We start from the raw sequence: 20364 nt of genomic DNA, 5'->3' as shown, positions 1-20364 counted from the left end.
GACGGCGGGCCGGCCACGCGGGTGGTGCCCTCGTGGCCGGCCCGCCGGTGCCGCCGGGGCCCGGTCAGCGCCGGACCCGATCGGACGGGTCAGTTCTTCTTCTCGTCCTCGTCCTCGACGACCTCGGCGTCGACGATGTCCTCGTCGGCCTGCGCGGAGCCGGACTCGGCGTCGGGCTGGGCGCCCTCGGCCGACTGCTGGGCGTACAGCGCCTCGCCGATCTTGACCTGGGAGGCCTGGAGCTTCTCGAACGCGGCCTTGACCTCGTCGTCGTTGTCCTGCTTCTCCAGGGCGGCCTTCAGGGCGTCGACGTCGGCCTGGACCTCGGTCGTGACGTCCTCGGGCAGCTTGTCCGCGTTGTCGGCGAGCAGCTTGTCCACGGAGTACGCGGACTGCTCGGCCTGGTTGCGGCGCTCGGCGGCCTCGCGGCGGGCCTTGTCCTCCTCGGCGTGGGACTCGGCGTCCTTCACCATGCGGTCGATGTCCTCCTTGGACAGCGAGGAGCCGCCCGTGATGGTCATCGACTGCTCGGTGCCGGTGCCCTTGTCCTTCGCGGAGACGTGCACGATGCCGTTCGCGTCGATGTCGAAGGTGACCTCGATCTGCGGCATGCCGCGCGGGGCGGGGGCGATGCCGGTCAGCTCGAAGGTGCCCAGGGCCTTGTTGTCCCGGGTGAACTCGCGCTCGCCCTGGAACACCTGGATGGACACGGAGGGCTGGTTGTCCTCGGCCGTGGTGAAGGTCTCGGAGCGCTTGGTCGGAATGGCGGTGTTGCGCTCGATGAGCTTGGCCATCACGCCGCCCTTGGTCTCGATGCCCAGCGAGAGCGGGGTCACGTCGATCAGGAGCACGTCCTTGCGCTCGCCGGCCAGCACGCCGGCCTGGACGGAGGCGCCGATGGCGACGACCTCGTCCGGGTTCACGCCCTTGTTCGGCTCCTTGCCGCCGGTGAGCTCCTTGACGAGCTCGGACACGGCGGGCATGCGGGTGGAGCCGCCCACGAGCACCACGTGGTCGATGTCGGAGACCTTGACGCCGGCCTCCTTGATCACGTCGTTGAAGGGCTTGCGGGTGCGCTCCAGCAGGTCCTTGGTGAGGTCCTGGAACTTGGCGCGGGAGAGGTGCTCGTCCAGGTGCACCGGGCCCTCCGGGGTGACGGAGAGGTACTGCAGCGAGATGTTGGTGGAGGTGGCGGAGGAGAGCTCCTTCTTGGCCTGCTCCGCGGCCTCCTTCAGGCGCTGCAGGGCGATCTTGTCGTTGGACAGGTCGGCGCCCTTGGACTTGGCCTGCTGCAGCAGCCAGTCGACGATCCGCTGGTCCCAGTCGTCGCCGCCGAGGCGGTTGTCGCCCGAGGTGGCGCGCACCTGGATGGTGGCGAAGTCGTCCTCGTCCTTGGCGACCTCGAGGAGGGACACGTCGAAGGTGCCGCCGCCCAGGTCGAAGACCAGGATCAGCTCGTCCTCCTTGCCCTTCTCCAGGCCGTAGGCCAGGGCCGCGGCGGTGGGCTCGTTGATGATGCGCTTGACGTTCAGGCCCGCGATCTCGCCGGCCTCCTTGGTGGCCTGGCGCTCGGCGTCGTTGAAGTAGGCCGGCACGGTGATCACGGCGTCGGTGACCTTCTCGCCGAGGTACTCCTCGGCGTCGTGCTTCAGCTTCATCAGGGTGCGCGCGGAGATCTCCTGCGGGGTGTACTTCTTGCCGTCCACCTCGGTGGTCCAGTCCGTGCCCATGTGGCGCTTGACGGACGCGTAGGTGCGGTCCGGGTTGTTCACGGCCTGGCGCTTGGCGACCTCGCCCACCAGGACCTCGCCGCCCTTGGAGAAGGCGACGACGGACGGGGTGGTGCGGGCGCCCTCCGCGTTGGCGATGACGACCGGGTCGCCGCCCTCGAGGACTGCGACGACGGAGTTGGTGGTGCCGAGGTCGATGCCGACTGCACGAGACATGGTGTGTCCTTTCCTATCTGACGGTGAGAACCTGGCCCGCGCCGCCGGCCGGGACGCATCCCGACGGGCCCGCTTGAGCCTTCGCGACTCAGGTTGCCACCGCCCCTTCGGCGGTGTCAATGAACCTGAGTCGATCCCACTCATGTTCGCTGTGTCCGGGTCAACGCGCGGTGATCCGATTCCATTCCCGGCCCGTCGGGTCGACGCCGGACCCTTCCGACGCACCGCCCGCGGCGGTGGACTCGCGGGCACGCGCCTCCACCGACCCCGGGCTGTCCGTCGAGGACGGGCACCACGTCGCCGAGGTCCTGCCGGTCCGCCTGCACGCCCTCAACGACCTGCAGCTGACCCTGAAGCACGCCCACTGGAACGTGGTGGGCCCCGGCGTCATCGGCGTCCACGAGATGCCCGGCCCGCAGATCGAGAAGGTCCGCGCGATGGTCGACGCGATCGCCGAGCTCGAGCTGTTCCCGCGGTCCATGCGCTCCTTCCCCGCCACCGACGACGGCGAGCTGAGCCACGCCGACGCGCTGCGCGAAGCCGAGGCCGCCAAGCAGAAGTGACCTGCCGTCGGTCCGCGTGACCGGATGCGGACGAGGGCCCCGCCGGGCGGATCCGGCGGAGCCCTTCGCCTGCCCGGGCGGGCGGGAGGTCCTCGGGACGGACGGCCGCCCGGTCGGCGACGTAGGATCGGGCGCCGTGAACGCCTCCACCGAGCCCGGCACGGCGCGCCCCGGAGGGCCCGTGAGCGCGCCCCGTCCCGCGCTGATCGGCCTGGACGGCCGCTCCGGGGCCGGAAAGACCACGCTGGCCGCGGCCCTGGCGGCACGCCTGGCCCCGCACGCCCGCGTGGACGTCCTGCACATCGAGGAGATGTACCCGGGGTGGGACGGCCTCGCCGCCGCCACGGCCGACGACGGCCCCTACGTCCGCGCGGTCGCCGCCCTCGCCGCGGGACGACCCGCCGGCTGGCGCGCCTGGGACTGGCACGCCGGCGCCCCCGGGGAGGCGCGCGCCCTGGACCCCGACGCGCTGGACGTCGTCGTCTGCGAGGGCGTCGGAGCCCTCTGCCCCGGCGCCCGCCCGCTGCTGGACCTCGCCGTGTGGGTCGACGCGCCCGAGGACGTCCGGCGCACCGCCGCGCTGGCCCGGGACGGAGACGCCTACGCGCCCCACTGGGAGCGCTGGGCACGGCAGGAGGAGGCCTACCTCGCGGCCGCGGACCCGGCGGGCGCCGCCGACCTGCGCCTGTCCACCTGAGTCGACCCTGGCGTCGCGGACCGGGGGGAGAGAGACGCCCGACGCCCCGCCGAGCCGAGGGCTCGACGGGGCGCCGTGGGCGCCACCGGTCAGCGGAAGTTGACGGTGTGACGGTTCACGGCCGAGCGCAGCAGCGCCAGGTTCGTGGCGGAGCGGTCCGCGGCGACGTACAGGAAGGTGCGCTCGTCGAGCATCTTGATCAGGTGCAGCTGGTCGCCCAGGGTCAGCAGCATGTCCTCCAGGGTGGTGCGGATGTTGAGCACCTGGATGGTCTTGAGCTTGGACTTGACCATCTCGGAGTTGTAGGCGGAGGCGACCTCGAGGTCGAAGTCGGCGCGCGTGGAGCGCGAGGCCAGCGGCATGCCGGTCTCCATGTCGACGATCGAGGCGCCGATGAAGCCGTTCACGTCGGCGTTGATGTTGTCGATGATGCGCGTCAGCTCTTCCTGGCTGGCCATGGTGATCTCCTGGGGGTCGGGGGATGTGGGGTCCGCGGGGGTGCCCGCATGTCCGCCGGACACGGAGCCGAGGCGGGGCACCGCCGCTCCGTCGTCGGACGAGCGGGCGCATGCGCTCGCGATTCTAGACATCCTCCTCGGTACGCGCCCCGAGAGGACCCCCCTGTCACCAGCCCCGTCCGACGCCGTCATCGGCGCCACCACGGCGCGCCAGGTGGTGTTCGTGGGGCCCATGGGCGTGGGCAAGACCACGGCGGTCACCGCGCTCTCCGACGTCTCCGTGGCGGGCACCGACGTGCGCCGGTCCACGCTCGCGTTCACCGAGCCCGCGCAGGACGGCAAGACCACCACCACCGTGGGCATCGACTACGGCGAGTGGACGGACCCGGAGGGGCGCCGGATCGCCCTGCTCGGCACCCCCGGGCAGGTGCGCTTCTCCTCCGCCCGCGACTCCGTCACGGCCCGCCGCGCGCGCCTCGTGCTCTGGGTCTTCGGGCAGCGCCCCGACGCGGCGTTCGAGATCGGCCGGTGGCTGGAGCTGCTCGGCGACGAGTCCGTGTGGGGGCGCACCGTCGCCAGCCTGGCCCTGACCCCCGGGAGAGCCGCATGACCGACCAGAACCCGCACCAGGAGCCGGCGGACGTGGTCGCCGGCGGCCCCTCCGACGCCGAGGAGGTGACGCTGGACCCGGAGATCGCCGAGCACTGGGAGCTGTGGTCCCGCGTGATCGGCACCATGGCCCTGCCGCGGCTGCAGCAGCTGCAGCGGGAGTTCCCGGAGATCCGCAGCGCCATGCTGTGCACGGCGGACGGCATGAACCTCCGCTCCCTCGGCGTGCCCCAGGCGGACGTGGGCCGGCTGGCGGCCCTGAACTCGTCGATGTACGCCGTCGCCTCCTCGCAGGCGGAGATCGTCTCCTCGGGCGCGGCGTCCCCGCAGCAGGCCATGGTGAGCCTGTCCACCGGCCACGGCCACGTGGTGCTGGCCAGCTTCGTGCAGCCGCCCCTGGGCCAGCTGCCGCTCTCCGTCTCCGCGGACACCGCGCAGCTGGGCTTCCTGGTGGTGCGGGCCCGCGAGGCCGCCGTCGGCATCCAGGAGTGGCTGACGCAGGAGCAGGCGAAGGACGCCTCACTGCCGGAGACCCGCCCCTCGGCCTGACCCGGCCCGACCGACGGGGCCCGCCGCCGGAGCCTCCCCCGACCGGAGCGCCGCGCTCCGCTTGACGTAGGATGTGCGCGTCCGCCACCTCCCGGCCGGCGTCCCCGCTCCCCGCTCCCCGCTCCCGCACGGAAGGCACCGCCCCATGGCCACGCTCCTCCACCGCCTCGGCCTCGCCTCCGCGCGTCGCCCCTGGGCGGCGATCCTCGCCTGGCTCATCGCCCTGGCCCTCGCCGTGGGCGCGTTCCTCGCGTTCAGCGGCACCCTCACCACCGCGGTGACCATCCCCGGCACGCCCACGGCCCAGGTCACGGACCGGCTCAAGGAGCAGTTCCCGGACGCCGCCAAGGGCACCGGCCAGGTGGTCTTCGCCACCGAGGACGGCTCCGCCTTCACGGAAGCCCAGCGCCGCGCGGTCAGCGACGCCCTGCGCGGCGTGGAGGGACAGGACGCGGTGGATTCCGTGGTGGACCCGTTCGACGTCGCCCGCCAGCAGGACGAGGCCCGCACCGCCCTCGAGGACGGCCGCCGCCAGATCGCCGAGGGCGAGCAGAAGATCGCGGAGAACGAGAAGGCCCTGGAGGACGGGCGCGCGCAGCTGGCCGAGGCGAAGGACAAGGCCGAGGCGGGCCAGAAGGAGCTCGACGCCGCCGCCGCGCAGCTCGACGCGGGCCAGGAGAAGCTCGACGCGGCCCGCGCCGACCTCGAGGCCCGCGGGCTGGACGCCCTGCCCGCCGAGGCCACCGCGCCCCTGACCGAGGCGCAGCAGAAGCTGGACGCCGGCCAGGCCGAGTACGACGCCGGTGTGGCCGCACTCGAGGAGCAGCGGCCGGCCCTCGAGGCCGCCGAGGCGGAGATCGCGAAGCAGGAGGCCGCCCTCGAGCAGGCCCAGGCGCGGTTCGAGGCCGGGCGTGCGCAGGCGATCGCCCAGGCGGAGGCCGCCGGGGCCACCCCGGAGCAGGCCGCCGCCGCGGTCGACGCACGGCTGGCCCCCGAGCGGGAGAAGCTCGACGCCGGCGCCGCGCAGCTCGAGGAGGCCCGCGCGCGGACCGAGGCCGGACGCGCCGAGTTCGACGCAGGCGAGGAGAAGCTGGCGGCCGCCGCCGCCGAGCTGGAGCAGGGCCGCGCACAGCTGGCCGCGGGTCGGGAGAAGGCCCTGACCGCGGCCCGTGCCGAGCTGGACGCCCAGCAGCAGAAGATCGACGCCGGCCGCGCGGAGCACGAGCAGGGCGTGCGGGAGCTCGAGGCGGGCCGCGCCGAGATCGCCCAGAACGAGGCGAAGCTCGCCGACGGCCCCGCGCAGCTGGAGCAGGCCCGGAAGGACCTGGCCGCCGGCCGGGAGAAGGCGGACCGCGGCCAGCGGATGCTCACCCTCACGGACGGCTACCGCGTGGTCTCCGAGGACGGCTCCGCCGCCCTGGGCACGGTCGCGTTCGACCGCCCCTCGCTGGACGTGACCACGGAGCAGAAGACCGCCGTCATCGACGCCTTGGCCGACGCCGACATCCCCGGCGTGCGCGCCATCCCCACGCAGGCGCTCAACGCCACCATGCCCTCGCTGATCGGCCCCGGTGAGGTCGTCGGCCTGGCCGTGGCGGCCCTCGTGCTGGTCCTCATGCTCGGCACCCTGGTGGGCGCGGGCCTGCCGCTGGTGAACGCGCTGATCGGCGTCGGGGTGGGCGCGGCCGGCGCGCTGGCCTTCTCCGGCGTCGTGGAGATGATGTCCGTGACCCCGGTGCTCGGCATCATGCTGGGCCTGGCCGTGGGCATCGACTACGCGCTGTTCATCGTCAACCGGCACCGGCTGGAGCTCAAGCGCGGCACCCCGCTGCACGCGTCCATCGCCCTGGCCAACGGCACCTCCGGCAACGCCGTGGTGTTCGCCGGCATCACCGTGGTGATCGCGCTGGTGGCCCTCAACGTCACCGGCATCCCCTTCCTGGGCCTGATGGGCACCGTGGGCGCGGTCTGCGTGGCCGTGGCCGTGCTCGTGGCGGTCACCCTCACCCCCGCCCTGCTCTCCCTGGCCGGGATGCGGATCCTCTCCCGCAAGGAGCGGGCCCGCCGGGCCGCAGAGGCCGCCCCCGTCGCCGACGACGCCGCGGCCCCCTCCGGCTCGCACGCGGCCGCCCCCGTCTCGCGCTCGGCTGCGCGCGCCGTGCGGGACGCCCGCCGCCGCCGGCGCATGTCCACGCCGGCCGCGGTCGCCACCGTGCTCGCGTCGGCCGCCGCGCTGATCGTCGTCGCCATCCCCTTCGGCAGCATGCGCCTGGGCCTGCCCGACGGCGCCTCCGAGCCCGTGGGCTCGGACTCCCAGGTCTCCTACGAGCTGATCGCCGACGAGTTCGGCGAGGGCTACAACGGGCCCCTGGTGGTCACCGTGGACCTGCCCTCCGGCCTGGACGAGACCACCGCCGAGGACGCGCAGGTCCAGGTGGGCGAGCAGCTCAAGGGCCTGGAGCACGTGGCCGCCGTGGTCCCGGCCGGGTTCAACCAGGACCGCACCACGGCCATGTTCCAGGTGCTTCCGGAGGAGGGACCCAACGCGATCTCCACGGGGGACCTCGTCCACACCCTCCGGGACACCGAGCCCGCCGGGGAGGCGTCGAACCTCGGCGTGGCCGGCGTGACCTCCGGGTTCATCGACGTCTCGGAGAAGCTCTCCGCCGCGCTCCCGCTGTACCTGGGCGTCGTCGTCGGGCTGTCCCTGCTGATCATGATCCTGGTGTTCCGCTCGATCCTGGTGCCGCTCATCGCGACGGGCGGGTTCGTGCTGTCCGTGTTCGCGGCCATGGGCGGCGTGGTGGCCATCTACCAGTGGGGCTGGCTGGGCGGCCTGTTCAACGTGCACGCGCCCGGCCCGGTGCTGAGCTTCCTGCCGACCATCATGATCGGCGTGCTCTTCGGCCTGGCCATGGACTACCAGCTGTTCATCGCCTCCGGCATGCGGGAGGCCTACGCCCACGGGCAGCCCGCGCGCGACGCCGTCATGACCGGCCTGCGCGCCGGCCGCGCCGTGGTGACGGCGGCGGCGATCATCATGATCTCGGTGCTCGGCGGCTTCGTGTTCTCCCACGACGCGATGATCCGCCCCATCGGCTTCGGCCTGGCCTTCGGCGTGCTGCTGGACGCGTTCGTCGTGCGCCTCCTGCTGATGCCCGCGCTCATGCACCTGCTCGGCGACGCCGCCTGGTGGCTCCCGAAGTGGCTGGACCGGATCCTCCCGGACGTGGACGTGGAGGGCGCCGGGCTCGAGCGGCACGGCGCCGCCGGGGAGGCCGCCGACGCCGCCCCCGTGGGCGCGGACCGCGCCTGAGCCCGGGCATGGGCGCCGGGCTATCCTGGCGCCCATGCCCACCTCGAACCCCGCCCCCGCCGCCCACACCCCCGCGCCGGGCGAGCCCGTGCTCGTCCTGCTCTCCCCCGACGCCGACCCGCGCCTGGCCGACCCGGCCGCCCCGCACCTGAGCGTCACCGACCAGGGCGTGACCCGCGGCGACGGCCTGTTCGAGACCGCCCTGGCCGTGGCCGACGAGACCGGGACGTTCGCCATGCGCAAGCTGGCCGCCCACCTCGGCCGCCTCGCCTCCTCCGCCGACGCCCTCGGGATCGCCGCCCCCGACCCGGAGCCGTGGCGCGCCGCGATCGAGGCGGGGCTGGCGGGGTTCGCCGCCGCGAACCCCGTGGCCCCCGGCGACCGGCTCTCCGTCCGGCTCACGGTGACCCGCGGCCCGGAGGCCCCGGCCGGCGTCGAGGCCCGGCCCACGGCGTGGGCGCTGCTCACCCCGGCCCCCCGCACCTCGGATGCCGAGCGCGCGGAGGGCGTGCGGGTGCTGCTGCTGGAGCGCGGCCTGGACTCCGCCGCCGTCGAGGGCGCCCCGTGGCTGCTCACCGGCGCGAAGACCCTCTCCTACGCCGTCAACATGGCCGCCCTGCGCCACGCGAAGGCGCACGGCGCGGACGACGTCGTGTTCACGTCGGCGGACGGCTACCTCCTGGAGGGCCCGACCTCCACCCTGCTGCTGGCCCGCACCGGCGCGGACGGCACCCGCCGGATCGTCACCCCGCTGCGCCAGAAGGGCATCCTCGCGGGCACGTCGCAGTCCGTGATCTTCGCCGCCGCAGAGGCCGCCGGCTGGCGCCTGGGCTACGGCCCCCTGGCTCCCGCCGACCTCGACGGCGCCGACGGGCTGTGGCTGGTCTCCTCGGTCCGCGGGGTGCTCCCCATCCGCGCCGTGGACGGGCAGGACGTCCCCGTGGACGCCGAGCTCACCGAGCGCCTCCAGGCATGGCTCGACGCCGACGGCGACCCCGGCGTGCACGTCAGCGGCGACCCGGTCCGGGACGAGGACTGAGCCCTCCCGCTAGGGTGGTCCGAGGGCCGCGCGCACGGCGCGGCGACGCTCTCTGAACGGAAGGCACGCACATGGACAAGGTCATCCAGAAGGTCCTGGCCACCGGCATCACCGTCGTCGGCGGCATCGTGGCATCCCGCCTCGTGGCCGGCGGCTGGAAGCTGGTCACCGGGCACGACGCCCCCTCCGACGCCACGGACGAGACCGTGCCGCTGGTCGAGGCCCTCGCCTTCACCTTCGCCTCGGCGGGCATCGCCTCGGTGCTGAAGGTCGCCGGCCAGCGCGCCGCCGCGGAGGGCGTGCGCAAGGTCGCCCAGAAGACCTCCAGCGACGTGGACAACGAGGTCTGAGACCTCCCCGGCGCGGGTCCCGCCCGCACCGTCACGGCCGCCGCCGGGCAGGAGCTCGACGGCGGCCGTCGTCGTCCCCGGGCAGGCCCGCGGGCGCCGGGCGCGGAGGTCAGCGGGCGTCCGGGTCCTCACGCGGCCCGGGCTCGGCCTGGGCGGCGAGGTCGTCCCGGTGCAGCAGGTCCCGCCGCACGTGCTTGGTGCGGTAGCCGGTGCGGCTGATCAGGTGCGAGGCCACCGGTGCCGTGATCATCTGGGTCACCCAGGCCAGCACGAGCACGGGCACCCACGCCCACGCCTGCCACAGCACCGCGACGCCGCACGCCATGAGCAGCAGCCCCAGGACCTGAGGCTTGGCCGAGGCGTGCATGCGGGAGAGCAGGTCGGGCAGCAGGGTCATGCCCACGCCGGCCACGAGGGAGAAGAAGGCACCGCCCACCAGCAGGGCGGCCGCGAGCCAGTCGGTCCAGGCGGCGTCCATCACGCGTCCTCCCTCGGGGCCGGGACGTCCGAGGTGCCGGGCACCAGGGCCTCATGCTCCTGCGGGTGCTCGGGGCGGCGGTCCTCCACGAACCGGGAGACCATCACCGAGCCCATGAAGCCGACGGCGGCGGCGAGCAGCACCAGCACGACGGTGTCCGTGCGGCGGTGCACGCCCATGTCCAGCAGCAGCGCGCCGGAGAGCACCACCAGCAGCACGTCCGTGGCCGCGGCGCGGTCGAGCAGGGAGGGGCCGCGGGCGATCCGGTACAGCGCGCCGACGGCGCCGACGAACAGCATCGCGCCGCCGATCCAGGCGGCGAGGGTCAGGGGCAGGCTCATCGGTCTCCTCCCGGGGCGTCGGGCTCGGGTCGTGCGTCGACGGGCGCGGGGGCGACCGGCCCGGGGGTGTCGGGCAGCAGCTCCGCGCGGTAGGCGGGGTGCCGGCGGCGCTCCTCCACACCTTCCGGGTCCGGGGCGGAGTCGGGGTGGTCCCGCAGGACCGCCACGTCCGCCCGGGTGCCGACGGCGCGGATGATGTCTGCCTCCACCCGCAGGGCCTTGGCCCGATAGTCGGCGACGTCGGCGTCCGTGGTCGCGTCCAGCACGTGCAGGTAGAGCACCCCGTTGGCCCGGTCCATATCCAGCACGATCGAGCCCGGCACCAACGCCAGGGCGTGGCTGACGAGGGTGAGCACGATGTCGTCGTGGCTGCGCAGCGGCACGCGCACCACGGAGCTGCGCACCGTGCGGCCACGGGTGAGGATCACGCGCGTCACGGACAGCGAGGACGCCACCACGTCCGCCAGGAAGCGGCCGGTGAACACCAGGGCGTGCCCGGGGTGGAAGCGGCCCCCGAAGGGGATCGGCGGCATGGGGAAGAGCACCACCACCAGCAGGGAGAACAGCAGGCCCGTGAGCGCGACGTGCGCGGAGAAGTCCTGCCACACGGCGCACCACATCAGCACGAGGGCCAGCAGCAGGGGCCACTGGCGCAGCACGGAGCGCACCCCGCCCGGGGCGGGGCGCGTGGGGGCGGAGGCGGGGCTGGTGGTCTCAGCGGCCGGCATCGTGCACCTCCGACGGGTCGTGGCTCAGGGTCACGGCGGCGCGGTCCGCGGCCTCCGGACCCAGGACCGCGGAGATGTAGGGGCTGCGCTCCAGCATGTCGACGGCGGCGCGGTCCGCCAGGTCGTACAGCGGCCCGGCGAACACGGTGAAGGCCAGCGTCATGGCCACCAGGCCGGCGGTCGGCAGCACCAGGCCGCGGGAGAGGGGCTTGGGGCGCAGGCCGCGCCGGGTGACGCGCTCGTAGGCGGCGACGAGCTGCGGCGTCGGGTGCTCCACGTCCTCCACCTTGCGCCAGAACGCGCGGGTGTAGGCCCGGACCAGGACCAGCAGGGTGAGCAGGGAGACCAGCAGGGACACGCCGACGAGGACCCAGGCCAGCACGCCGCCGTCCTCGACGCCGCCGCGGATCAGCCCGACCTTGCCCAGGAAGCCGGAGAACGGGGGGATGCCGCCCAGGTTCAGGGCCGGCACCAGGAAGAGCACGCCCAGCAGCGGGGAGACCTTCGCCAGCGAACCCAGGCGGTCGATGCTCGCCGTGCCGGCCCGCTGCTCGATGAGGCCGGTCACCAGGAACAGCGCGGTCTGCACGGTGATGTGGTGGCCCACGTAGTACACCGTGGCGGCGAGCCCCACCTGCGTGGCCAGGGCCAGGCCGAAGACCATGTAGCCGATGTGGGACACCAGGATGAAGGAGAGGATGCGCTTCAGGCCGCTCTGCGCCAGGGCGCCCAGGATCCCCACGAGCATGGTCAGCGCCGCCACCCCCATCAGGAGGCCGTTCACGTGCTCGGCCGGGAACAGCAGGGTCTCCGTGCGGATCATGGCGTAGACGCCCACCTTGGTGAGCAGGCCGGCGAACACGGCCGTCACGGGCGCCGGCGCCGTCGGGTAGGAGTCGGGCAGCCAGAAGGACAGCGGGAACACCGCGGCCTTGATGCCGAAGCCCGCCAGCAGCATCACGTGCAGCACCAGCTGCAGGTCGTGCGGCAGCTCGCCCAGCTTCACGGCCAGATCCGCCATGTTGACGGTGCCGGTGGCCGCGTAGATCATCGCGATCGCGATCAGGAAGAGGACGGAGGAGATCACGGACACCACCACGTAGGTGATGCCCGCCCGGATGCGGGCCTCCGTCCCGCCGAGGGTGAGCAGCACGTAGGAGGCGGTCAGGAGGATCTCGAAGCCGACGTAGAGGTTGAACAGGTCGCCCGCGAGGAAGGCGTTGGACACGCCCGCGACGAGCACCAGGAACGTGGGGTGGAAGATGCTCACCGGCCCGCCCTCGTCCTTGTTGATCAACCCCTGGGCGGAGGCGTAGAGGAGCACCGCCAGGGTGATCAGGGAGGACACCACCAGCAGCAGCGCGGACAGGCGGTCCACCACCATGGTGATGCCCACCGGCGCGGGCCAGGCGGCCAGCTCTACGACGGCGACGCCGCCCGTCCAGACGTCGGCGAGCAGCAGGCAGTCGAGCACGAGGGTCAGGGTCAGGGCGCTGACGGTGACCACGACCTGCGCGCGGGCGCGGCCGACGAGGGCGAACGTGATCGCCGCCCCGAGCACGGGGAGCATGACCGCCAGCGGCGCGAGGTCCGTCAGGGGCGTGGAGCCGAGCATCACGGGCGCCCACCCCCGCCCTGGACGGTCGCACGACCGGGCCGCACGGCCCTCGCCCGCGGGGCCGCCGCGGTGGCGAACTCGTACTCGGCGTTCGGGTCGGACGCGTCGTCCATGAACTCCGAGTCCTCCTCGGTCAGCACGGAGTCGTCCTCGGCGTCCCAGCCCGACTGCGCGGCGATCTTGACGTCCTCGACGTCCGTGGCGACGTCGTCCTCGCGGCGCAGCTGCCACGAGCGGTAGATCATGGCGGTGAGGAACGCCGTGGTGGCGAAGCCGATCACGATGGCCGTGAGGATCAGGGCCTGCGGGAGCATGTCCGCGTAGTCCTCGGGCGCGGTGTCCGCGTCGTAGAGCGGCGCCAGGCCCGCGCCGCCCGAGGTGAGGAACAGCAGCACCACGGCCGCATTGTTGATCAGCATGACGCCGACCAGGATCCGGGTGAGGCTGCGCTCGAGCAGCAGGTAGATCCCCGTGGCGAAGAGCACGCCCATCACCGCGAGGAGGGCGAGGTCGACGGTCGGCGTCATCGGGGGTCCTCCTCGGAACGGTGTCGGGCGGCGTGGGCGGGGATGGCACGGGCGGCGGGGGCACGGCCCTCCGGGACGGGGCGGGGACGCGGCCGCGCCGGACGGGGCGAGGCGCGACGCCGGGCGGCCCGTCGGCGGGCGTCCTGCCACTCGTCCCCGCGGCGGTCGATCTCCGCGCCGAGCGAGCGCAGCACGTCGATCGACAGGCCGACGACGACGAGGTAGACGCCGACGTCGAACGCGGTGGCGGAGACGATCTTCAACGAGTCCCCGAACAGCCAGAGGTCGTGGAACTCGACCTTGTAGGACTGCAGGACCTGCCCGCCGAACAGCAGCGGGGCCAGGCCCGTGAGGGTGGCGATGCCCAGGCCAAGGCCGAGCAGCGTGCCGGCCGGGATGCGCGAGGCCTCCTGCAGCTCGTAGCGCCCGCCGGCGAGGTAGCGCAGGGCCAGGGCCAGGCCCGCGAGCAGTCCGCCGGCGAAGCCCCCGCCGGGGGTGTTGTGCCCGGCCAGCAGCAGGTACACGGACAGCAGCATCATGGCCGGGAACAGGAAGCGGGTGACCACCTCGAGGATGATCGAGCGCCGTTCGGGGGCCATGGTGTGCCCGGCGATCAGCCACTGATCGTTGCGGTCGTCCACGGCGAAGCTCCGCACCACGGAGAGCTCGCGGGTGCCCAGCGCCGACTCGGCGCCGTAGTTGCCCACGGAGCCGGGGACCACGGTGTCCAGGTCCCTCCGGCGCTTGTCCCGGTGCTCCAGGAACACCAGGGAGGCCACGCCCGTCGCGGCGACGGCGAGCACGGTGATCTCCCCCCAGGTGTCCCAGGCCCGCAGGTCCACGAGGGTCACGTTGACCGCGTTCGCCCCGTAGCCGTGCTCGTAGGCCAGGCGCGGCATGTCCAGGGAGATCCGCTCGGCGGTGCGCGCGCCGAGGGCGGTGGCGGCCACCCACATCATCACGAGGGCGAAGCCCACGCCCAGCAGCAGGCGCGGCACGCGGCGACGGCCGGTGGTCTTGGAGTGCCAGTCCGGGGGCAGCACGCGCAGACCCAGGATGACGGTGATCAGCACGATGGACTCGACGAGCACCTGGGTGACGGCCAGGTCGGGCGCCCCGCGCAGGGCGAACAGCGCGGCGGATCCGTAGCCGGTGACGGAGACCAGCATGATCGCCATGAAGCGGCGGCGGGCCCGGACGGCCAGCACGGCAGCCACGCAGACGAGCGCGGCGATGCCCAGCTGCGCGGGCGTCGTGAACGGCACGAGGTCCGCCTCGAGGAAGGCGGTGGCCAGGACCCGGTCCTCCTCCCCCGCGGGGACGAGCATGGTGAGGGCGGGCAGAGCCGTCGCGGTGGCCAGGATGATGAACAGGTAGCGCCGCAGCGAGCCGGTCTGGGTGCGGCCGGTGACCCACACGGCCGCCGCGTCCACGGCCCCGGTGATCCGCTGGTAGACGGCGGCGGCCTCGACCGGGAACGCCACGCGAGCCTGCAGGCGCTGCAGCGGGCGGCGCGCGACGGCGAGGGCGGCTCCGAGCACCCAGATGGCCACGGACACCCCGAGGATCGGCGTGATCCCGTGCCACAGCGCCAGGTGGGCGGGCTCCTCCGCCGCGTCCAGCGGCGCGAGTCCGGCCGTGTGCGCGGAGATCAGGGCCTCCGGGAGCCCCGGCGCGAGGCCCAGGACCAGACAGGCGAGGGCCAGGAGGCCCGGAGGCAGGAGGTCCTCGGCGGTGAGCCGGGAGTGGAACCGGGTCTCCGGCACGGGCTCGCCGTCCGGGGAGTCCCGTCCGTCCTTGGTGGCGAACGCGCCCCAGAGGAACCGCCACGTGTAGGCGAACGTCAGCACGGAGCCGAGGGCCATGCCCACCAGGGGCGTCCAGCCCCACACCGTGCCGGCGTGCTCGCCGTGCCCGGCCAGGGACTCGAGCACGGACTCCTTGGCCACGAACCCGAACAGCGGGGGCAGGCCCGCCATGGAGGCGGCCGCGACGATCGCCACGGCCGCGAGCGCGGGCTCGCGGCGGCCGATCCCGGACAGGCGGCGCAGGTCGCGGGTGCCGGCCTCGTGGTCGATGATGCCGACCACCATGAACAGCGGGGCCTTGAACACGGCGTGGGCGAGGAGCATGGCCAGGCCGGCCAGGGCGGCGTCGCGCGTGCCCAGCCCGTTGGCCACCATGAGGAAGCCGAGCTGGGAGACGGTGCCGTAGGCGATCACGAGCTTGACGTCCGTCTGTCGCAGGGCGCGCCAGCCGCCCAGGATCAGGGTCCACAGCCCGACGCCGAGCACGAGCACCTGCCAGGACGCCAGGGACGCGAAGCCCGGGGCCAGGCGGGCCACCAGGAAGACGCCGGCCTTCACCATCGCGGCGGCGTGCAGGTACGCGGAGACGGGGGTGGGCGCGGCCATGGCGGCCGGCAGCCAGAAGTGGAAGGGCACCTGCGCGGACTTGGAGAGGGCGCCCACCAGCACCAGGGCGACGGCAGCCTCCAGCAGGCCGCGCGGGGCCCGCTCCATCAGCTCCGGGGCGGCGGCGAGGATCCCCGAGACGCGCCAGGAACCGGCCTGCACGGCCAGCATCACCAGGCCGGCGAGCATGGCGAGGCCGCCGAAGGTGGTGACGATCAACGCCTGGATGGCCGAGCGGCGGGCGAAGATGCGCTGGCCCGAGTAGCCGATCAGCAGGAAGGAGAGCACCGAGGTGATCTCCCAGAACGTGTAGAGGACCATGACGTCGTCGGTGGTGACGAGGCCGAACATGGCGCCGGCGAACGCCAGCAGCTCCGCGCCGAAGACGGCGTGGCGCGGCTCGTGCTCGCGGAAGTAGCTCGCGCAGTAGGACAGCACCAGGGCGCCGACGCCGAGGACGATGAGGGACATGAACGCCGAGAGCGCGTCCAGGCGGAAGCTCAGCGCGATGTCCAGATAGGGGATCCACTCCACGGTGGTGTCCAGGTGGGCGGCCGAGGCCGGGACGGGCGCACCGCGGTCCAGCGCGTCCTGCAGGACGAAGACCTGCGGCAGCTGGGCCAGCACCCACACGAAGCCGGCGGCGGGCGCCGCCGCCAGGAGGTGGAATCCCCGCCGCCCGGTCCGCCGGAACAGCACCGGCGCCAGCAGCGCCACGGCGAACAGGGCGGTGAGCAGGACGGTCATGGGGTCCGTTCGTTGCGGGGAGGGTTGGCGAGGGCGCTCTCCACCCTAGCGAGCGGCCCGGGGGCCTGTCCCGGGCCGGGCGCCCGCGACGGTCGGCCCCTCCGGCTCCCGCACGCCCAGCAGCAACGCCCCGCCGGCGAGCAGCACGAGGGCGATGACCGGGATGATGACGCGGCTGTCCCCCCACACCGCGAGCGCGGCGGACACCAGGGCCGGCGTGATGAAGCCGATGGCGCGGCCCGTCGTCGCGTAGAGGCCGTAGGCCTCCCCCGCCGTCTCCGGGACGGTGAGCCGGCCGAGGAAGGCGCGGGACGCGGACTGCACCGGTCCCACGAACAGGCACAGCGCCAGCCCGCCGGCCCAGAAGGCGGCGGTCCCCTCGGCGAGGACCAGGGCGGCGGCGACGACGACCATCGCCGCCAGGGACCCCAGGATCACGCGGCGCGGACCCAGGGCGTCGTCCAGTCGGCCGCCGGCGAACGCGCCCAGGGCGGCGACGACGTTCGCGACGATCGCGAACAGCACCACGTCCTGCGCCGCCAACCCGTAGAGCGTGGTCCCCAGGATGGCGCCGTAGACGAACACGGCGCCCACGCCGTCGCGGAAGACCGCCGAGGCGGCGAGGAAGCGGAGGGTGAGCCGGTCCTGCCGCCACATCCGCGCCAGCGTCCGCCCAAGGCCCCGGTAGGACTCGACCAGGGACTCGCGACGGGGCGAGCCGTCCGCCCCCCGGGCCGCGGGCGGCTCCGGGGAGGCGGCCAGCACGGGCAGGGCGAACACGAGGAACCAGGCTGCCGCCACCAGCGCCACCACGCGGATGTTCAGGGCCCGCTCCTCCCCCACCCCGAACCAGTGATCGTCCCCGGAGACGAACCCGACGAACACGATCAGCAGCAGCACGATCCCGCCCAGGTAGCCGGCGCCCCAGCCGAAGCCGGAGACGCGGCCGATCGTGGCGGGGGTGGAGATCTGCAGCAGGATCGCGTTGATGTGCACCGAGGCGATCTCGAAGAACACCGTGCCCAGGGCGATCAGCGTCACGCCGAGGCCCAGCATCGACTCCTCCGGGGTGACCAGGAAGCACGCCGCCGTGCAGGCGATCACCGCGCCCGTGGTCAGGGCGATCCACAGCCGACGCCGGCCCGTCCCGTCCGCCAGGCGGCCCAGCGCCGGGGCGGTCAGGGCGATCACGACGCCGGCCAGCGCGTTCGCCGCCGAGAGCCACTGGGTGCCGCGGTCGTCCGGGCCGAACGCGTCCGAGGCCAGGTAGGTGCCGAACACGAACGTCACCATCACGGCGTTGAAGGCCGCCGAGCCCCAGTCCCACGCCGCCCACGCGACGACCCGGCCGCGGGGCACGCGTGCGGGGGCGGGGCCGGCGCCACCGTGCGGGGCGGGGCACGGCTGGGGGGCGGCGTGGGGGGCGGGGGAGCTCATGCGGGGCATGGTACGAGCGCCCCCGGTCGGGCAGGTGAACAGCCCCGGCGGGTGGCCGGAGTCTTCCGGGCGGTCGGTGCCCGCGCCCCCGTCAGCGCGGGATGCGCGTGAGGTGGAAGTCCTGGTGGGAGCGCGAGGCCGTGGGGCCGCGCTGGCCCTGGTAGCGGTTGAGGTTGCCGCCCGAGCCGTAGGGCGACTCGGCGGGCGAGCTCATCCGGAAGAAGCACAGCTGGCCGATCTTCATGCCCGGCCACAGGGTGATGGGCAGCGTGGCCACGTTGGAGAGCTCGAGCGTGACGTGCCCGGTGAAGCCGGGGTCCACGAACCCGGCCGTGGAGTGGGTCAGCAGGCCCAGCCGGCCCAGGGAGGACTTGCCCTCGAGGCGCGCCGCGACGTCGTCCGGCAGGGTGATCTGCTCGTAGGTGGCGCCGAGCACGAACTCCCCCGGGTGCAGCACGAACGGCTGGTCCGGCTCCACCTCCACCAGGCGAGTCAGCTCCTCCTGGGGCTGCGCGGGGTCGATGTGCGCGTAGCGGTGGTTGTCGAAGAGCCGGAAGAAGCGGTCCAGGCGCACGTCCACGGAGGCGGGCTGGACCATGGAGAGCTCGAGCGGGTCCAGGCCGATGCGGCCGGAGGAGAGCTCGGCGCGGATGTCACGGTCGGAGAGCAGCACGGACGCCACGGTAGCGCAGGCGGGCGGACCGCCCCCGCGCGGGGACGCCGGCCGCGCGGCAGGGCCGGGCCCCGGGCCGCGTCTACGATGTGCCGCATGGACATGCACGAGACCCCGTTGCCCGGCATCGGCGTCCGCCGCGAACTGGACACCACCTCCGGCCGGCGCATCGGGGTGGTCACGCACCGCGACGGGCAGACCGACCTGATCCTCTCCGACCGGGACGACCCGGACGCGTGCGCCGCCTCCATCCCCCTCGCCGCCGACGAGGCCGCGGCCCTGGGCGCCCTCCTGGCCGGGCCGCGGCTGGTGGCCCAGCTCGAGGAGGAGCACGCCGACCTGCCCGGCGTCAGCACGCGGCAGCTGATCCTGCCCCACGAGTCGCCGTATGCGGGCGAGGAGCTCGGCTCCACGCGGATGCGCACGCGCACCGGGGTGTCGATCGTCGCCGTGGTGCGCGCCGGCGTCACCCACCCCTCCCCCGGCCCGGACTTCCTGCTCGAGGGCGGGGACCTGGTCATCGTGGTGGGCACGGGCGAGGGCGTGCGCCAGGCGGAGAAGCTGCTGACCGTGTGACGGCCGCCGCCGCGCCGGGGCCGCCCGGCCGGCGGCACGAGGAAGGGAGTCGGACATGCACGGCACGACGCTGGCGCTGGTCGAGCTCGGCGCCGTCCTCTTCCTGCTCGGGGTCCTCGGCCGCCTGGCCGCGCGGATCGGCATGTCCCCCGTGCCCCTGTACCTGCTCGGCGGCCTGCTGATCGGCGTCGGCGGCCTCCTGTTCTCCGGGGCGGACCCCTCGGGCACCCTGCGCAGCCCCGTGGCCGCCATCGGCGACTTCAGCTCCCTGGCCGCAGAGATCGGGGTCGTCCTCCTGCTGCTCACCCTGGGGCTGGAGTACTCGGCGCGTGAGCTCATGACGGGGCTGCGCGGCTCCTGGCGCTCCGGGCTGCTGGACGTGGCGCTGAACTTCACCCCCGGCGCCGCGGCGGGCTGGCTGCTCGGCTGGGGCCCGGTGGGCGCCGTCGTCCTCGGCGGGATCACGTACATCTCGTCGTCCGGGATCATCGCGAAGGTCCTCAACGACCTGGGCCGGGTGGGCAACCGGGAGACCCCCGTGATGCTCTCCGTGCTGGTGTTCGAGGACCTCGCCATGGCCGTCTACCTGCCGCTCATGACGGCGCTCGTGGCCGGCAGCGCGTTCGCCGCCGGCCTGCGGGCGGTCGGGATCGCCCTCGTGGTGGTGGCGGCGGTGCTGTTCACGGCCCTGCGGTTCGGTCCGCAGATCTCCCGGCTGGTGTACTCCCCCGAGCAGGAGACGTTCCTGCTCAAGGTCCTGGGGCTGGCGCTGCTGGTGGCCGGCGTGGCGGGCGCCCTGCAGGTGTCCGCGGGCGTCGGCGCGTTCCTGCTGGGCATCGCGATCTCGGGCGCGGCCGCCAAGCAGGCGCGCTCCGTGCTCGAACCGCTGCGGGACATGTTCGCCGCCCTGTTCTTCGTCCTGTTCGGCATGAACGTCGACCCGCGCACCCTGCCTCCCGTGCTGCTCGGCGCCCTCGCGCTGGCCGTGGTGACCGCCGCGACCAAGGTGGCCACCGGGTACCTCGCCGCGCGGGCCGCGGGGATCGGCGTGGCCGGCCGGTGGCGCGCGGGGGCGACGCTGACCATCCGCGGGGAGTTCTCCATCGTCATCGCGGGCCTGGCGACGGCCTCCGGGACCCTGCCCGCCGAGGTGTCCGCGTTCGCCACCGCCTTCGTGCTGATCCTGGCCGTGGCCGGGCCCCTGCTCACCCGCTCCGCCGACGGATTCGGCCGCCGCCGGGCCGCCGCGGCCCGCGTGCGGGAGGCGCGGCGGGCACGTCAGGCGCCGCTGGTGTAAG

18 protein-coding genes and 1 pseudogene are annotated in these 20364 nt (G+C 74.0%); 9 read left to right on the top strand and 10 right to left on the bottom strand.

Annotated features, from left to right (window positions below):
* Window positions 1-89: 89 nt before the first annotated feature.
* Window positions 90-1946, bottom strand: a complete 1857-nt coding sequence (gene dnaK, locus KW076_RS04640) for a molecular chaperone DnaK (RefSeq protein ID WP_224356433.1) — start codon at window positions 1944-1946, stop codon at window positions 90-92.
* A 236-nt stretch (window positions 1947-2182) separates the two neighbouring features.
* On the opposite strand from dnaK, the pseudogene KW076_RS04635 reads away from it, so the two are divergent.
* Together KW076_RS04635 and KW076_RS04630 are read left to right on the top strand one after the other, a co-directional pair.
* Window positions 2183-2404: pseudogene (locus tag KW076_RS04635) on the top strand (DNA starvation/stationary phase protection protein); the annotation flags it as partial.
* A 241-nt stretch (window positions 2405-2645) separates the two neighbouring features.
* Window positions 2646-3206 (top strand): nucleoside/nucleotide kinase family protein, encoded by a 561-nt coding sequence (locus tag KW076_RS04630; protein WP_224356432.1) that lies wholly within the window; start codon window positions 2646-2648, stop codon window positions 3204-3206.
* A gap of 89 nt (window positions 3207-3295) precedes the next feature.
* Here KW076_RS04630 and KW076_RS04625 read toward each other — a convergent pair whose 3' ends face one another.
* Window positions 3296-3664, bottom strand: coding sequence for a roadblock/LC7 domain-containing protein (locus KW076_RS04625; protein ID WP_224356431.1), 369 nt, complete (start codon window positions 3662-3664; stop codon window positions 3296-3298).
* Between the two features lie 40 nt (window positions 3665-3704).
* Here KW076_RS04625 and KW076_RS04620 point away from each other — a divergent pair, with 40 nt between their 5' ends.
* The 5 genes from KW076_RS04620 to KW076_RS04600 all read left to right on the top strand — a co-directional run bounded on the left by KW076_RS04620 (window position 3705) and on the right by KW076_RS04600 (window position 9527).
* Entirely contained in the window at window positions 3705-4274 is a 570-nt protein-coding gene (locus KW076_RS04620) for a hypothetical protein (RefSeq protein WP_224356430.1), read from the top strand.
* The gene (locus KW076_RS04615; protein WP_224356429.1) at window positions 4271-4822 is read left to right on the top strand and encodes a roadblock/LC7 domain-containing protein; all 552 of its coding nucleotides are present in this window, start codon (window positions 4271-4273) and stop codon (window positions 4820-4822) included. Before KW076_RS04620 ends, KW076_RS04615 begins: the two co-directional genes overlap by 4 nt.
* Window positions 4823-4967: 145 nt before the next feature.
* Complete coding sequence (locus KW076_RS04610; protein ID WP_224356428.1) at window positions 4968-8138, top strand: MMPL family transporter; 3171 nt, start codon at window positions 4968-4970, stop codon at window positions 8136-8138.
* Window positions 8139-8172: 34 nt separating this feature from the next.
* Window positions 8173-9177 carry an aminotransferase class IV gene (locus KW076_RS04605; RefSeq protein WP_224356427.1) on the top strand — a complete coding sequence of 335 codons (1005 nt, stop codon included), beginning with the start codon at window positions 8173-8175 and terminating at the stop codon, window positions 9175-9177.
* Window positions 9178-9248: 71 nt separating this feature from the next.
* Window positions 9249-9527: a DUF4235 domain-containing protein gene (locus tag KW076_RS04600; protein ID WP_224356426.1), complete on the top strand. Its 279-nt coding sequence runs from the start codon at window positions 9249-9251 to the stop codon at window positions 9525-9527.
* A 109-nt stretch (window positions 9528-9636) separates the two neighbouring features.
* Here the strand turns inward: KW076_RS04600 and mnhG are convergent, their stop codons facing one another.
* From mnhG to dcd, 8 genes are all read right to left on the bottom strand, one after another.
* Entirely contained in the window at window positions 9637-10005 is a 369-nt protein-coding gene (gene mnhG, locus KW076_RS04595) for a monovalent cation/H(+) antiporter subunit G (protein ID WP_224356425.1), read from the bottom strand.
* Window positions 10005-10346 carry an MrpF/PhaF family protein gene (locus KW076_RS04590; RefSeq protein WP_224356424.1) on the bottom strand — a complete coding sequence of 114 codons (342 nt, stop codon included), beginning with the start codon at window positions 10344-10346 and terminating at the stop codon, window positions 10005-10007. Before KW076_RS04590 ends, mnhG begins: the two co-directional genes overlap by 1 nt.
* Window positions 10343-11074: a Na+/H+ antiporter subunit E gene (locus KW076_RS04585; protein WP_224356423.1), complete on the bottom strand. Its 732-nt coding sequence runs from the start codon at window positions 11072-11074 to the stop codon at window positions 10343-10345. Before KW076_RS04585 ends, KW076_RS04590 begins: the two co-directional genes overlap by 4 nt.
* Window positions 11061-12689 carry a Na+/H+ antiporter subunit D gene (locus tag KW076_RS04580; RefSeq protein WP_224356422.1) on the bottom strand — a complete coding sequence of 543 codons (1629 nt, stop codon included), beginning with the start codon at window positions 12687-12689 and terminating at the stop codon, window positions 11061-11063. Before KW076_RS04580 ends, KW076_RS04585 begins: the two co-directional genes overlap by 14 nt.
* Window positions 12689-13219 carry an NADH-quinone oxidoreductase subunit K gene (locus KW076_RS04575; protein ID WP_224356421.1) on the bottom strand — a complete coding sequence of 177 codons (531 nt, stop codon included), beginning with the start codon at window positions 13217-13219 and terminating at the stop codon, window positions 12689-12691. Before KW076_RS04575 ends, KW076_RS04580 begins: the two co-directional genes overlap by 1 nt.
* Complete coding sequence (locus KW076_RS04570; RefSeq protein WP_224356420.1) at window positions 13216-16380, bottom strand: Na+/H+ antiporter subunit A; 3165 nt, start codon at window positions 16378-16380, stop codon at window positions 13216-13218. The genes KW076_RS04575 and KW076_RS04570 overlap by 4 nt, the downstream gene beginning before the upstream one ends.
* 45 nt (window positions 16381-16425) lie before the next feature.
* Window positions 16426-17817, bottom strand: a complete 1392-nt coding sequence (locus KW076_RS04565) for an MFS transporter (protein WP_224356419.1) — start codon at window positions 17815-17817, stop codon at window positions 16426-16428.
* Window positions 17818-17908: 91 nt separating this feature from the next.
* Window positions 17909-18490 carry a dCTP deaminase gene (dcd, locus tag KW076_RS04560; protein WP_224356418.1) on the bottom strand — a complete coding sequence of 194 codons (582 nt, stop codon included), beginning with the start codon at window positions 18488-18490 and terminating at the stop codon, window positions 17909-17911.
* Window positions 18491-18586: 96 nt separating this feature from the next.
* Between dcd and KW076_RS04555 the strand changes: the two genes are divergently transcribed.
* Window positions 18587-19066, top strand: coding sequence for a cation:proton antiporter regulatory subunit (locus KW076_RS04555; RefSeq protein WP_224356417.1), 480 nt, complete (start codon window positions 18587-18589; stop codon window positions 19064-19066).
* A gap of 55 nt (window positions 19067-19121) precedes the next feature.
* On the top strand, window positions 19122-20363 hold the full coding sequence (locus KW076_RS04550) for a cation:proton antiporter (protein ID WP_224356416.1): 1242 nt from the start codon (window positions 19122-19124) through the stop codon (window positions 20361-20363).
* Window position 20364: the final 1 nt, after the last annotated feature.

The organism is Micrococcus porci, from assembly GCF_020097155.1.
GTDB lineage: Bacteria > Actinomycetota > Actinomycetes > Actinomycetales > Micrococcaceae > Micrococcus > Micrococcus porci.
The sequence above is the reverse complement of the archived record's forward strand: the minus strand, read 5'-3'. Positions and strand labels throughout refer to the sequence as shown.

Bases quoted from the DNA above. Each gene is read 5' to 3' on its own strand.
- dnaK (WP_224356433.1), bottom strand. From the start codon at position 1,946: ATGTCTCGTGCAGTCGGCATCGACCTCGGCACCACCAACTCCGTCGTC.
- KW076_RS04625 (WP_224356431.1), bottom strand. From the start codon at position 3,664: ATGGCCAGCCAGGAAGAGCTGACGCGCATCATCGACAACATCAACGCC.
- KW076_RS04615 (WP_224356429.1), top strand. From the start codon at position 4,271: ATGACCGACCAGAACCCGCACCAGGAGCCGGCGGACGTGGTCGCCGGC.
- KW076_RS04610 (WP_224356428.1), top strand. From the start codon at position 4,968: ATGGCCACGCTCCTCCACCGCCTCGGCCTCGCCTCCGCGCGTCGCCCC.
- KW076_RS04605 (WP_224356427.1), top strand. From the start codon at position 8,173: ATGCCCACCTCGAACCCCGCCCCCGCCGCCCACACCCCCGCGCCGGGC.
- KW076_RS04600 (WP_224356426.1), top strand. From the start codon at position 9,249: ATGGACAAGGTCATCCAGAAGGTCCTGGCCACCGGCATCACCGTCGTC.
- mnhG (WP_224356425.1), bottom strand. From the start codon at position 10,005: ATGGACGCCGCCTGGACCGACTGGCTCGCGGCCGCCCTGCTGGTGGGC.
- KW076_RS04590 (WP_224356424.1), bottom strand. From the start codon at position 10,346: ATGAGCCTGCCCCTGACCCTCGCCGCCTGGATCGGCGGCGCGATGCTG.
- KW076_RS04585 (WP_224356423.1), bottom strand. From the start codon at position 11,074: ATGCCGGCCGCTGAGACCACCAGCCCCGCCTCCGCCCCCACGCGCCCC.
- KW076_RS04580 (WP_224356422.1), bottom strand. From the start codon at position 12,689: ATGCTCGGCTCCACGCCCCTGACGGACCTCGCGCCGCTGGCGGTCATG.
- KW076_RS04575 (WP_224356421.1), bottom strand. From the start codon at position 13,219: ATGACGCCGACCGTCGACCTCGCCCTCCTCGCGGTGATGGGCGTGCTC.
- KW076_RS04570 (WP_224356420.1), bottom strand. From the start codon at position 16,380: ATGACCGTCCTGCTCACCGCCCTGTTCGCCGTGGCGCTGCTGGCGCCG.
- KW076_RS04565 (WP_224356419.1), bottom strand. From the start codon at position 17,817: ATGAGCTCCCCCGCCCCCCACGCCGCCCCCCAGCCGTGCCCCGCCCCG.
- KW076_RS04555 (WP_224356417.1), top strand. From the start codon at position 18,587: ATGGACATGCACGAGACCCCGTTGCCCGGCATCGGCGTCCGCCGCGAA.
- KW076_RS04550 (WP_224356416.1), top strand. From the start codon at position 19,122: ATGCACGGCACGACGCTGGCGCTGGTCGAGCTCGGCGCCGTCCTCTTC.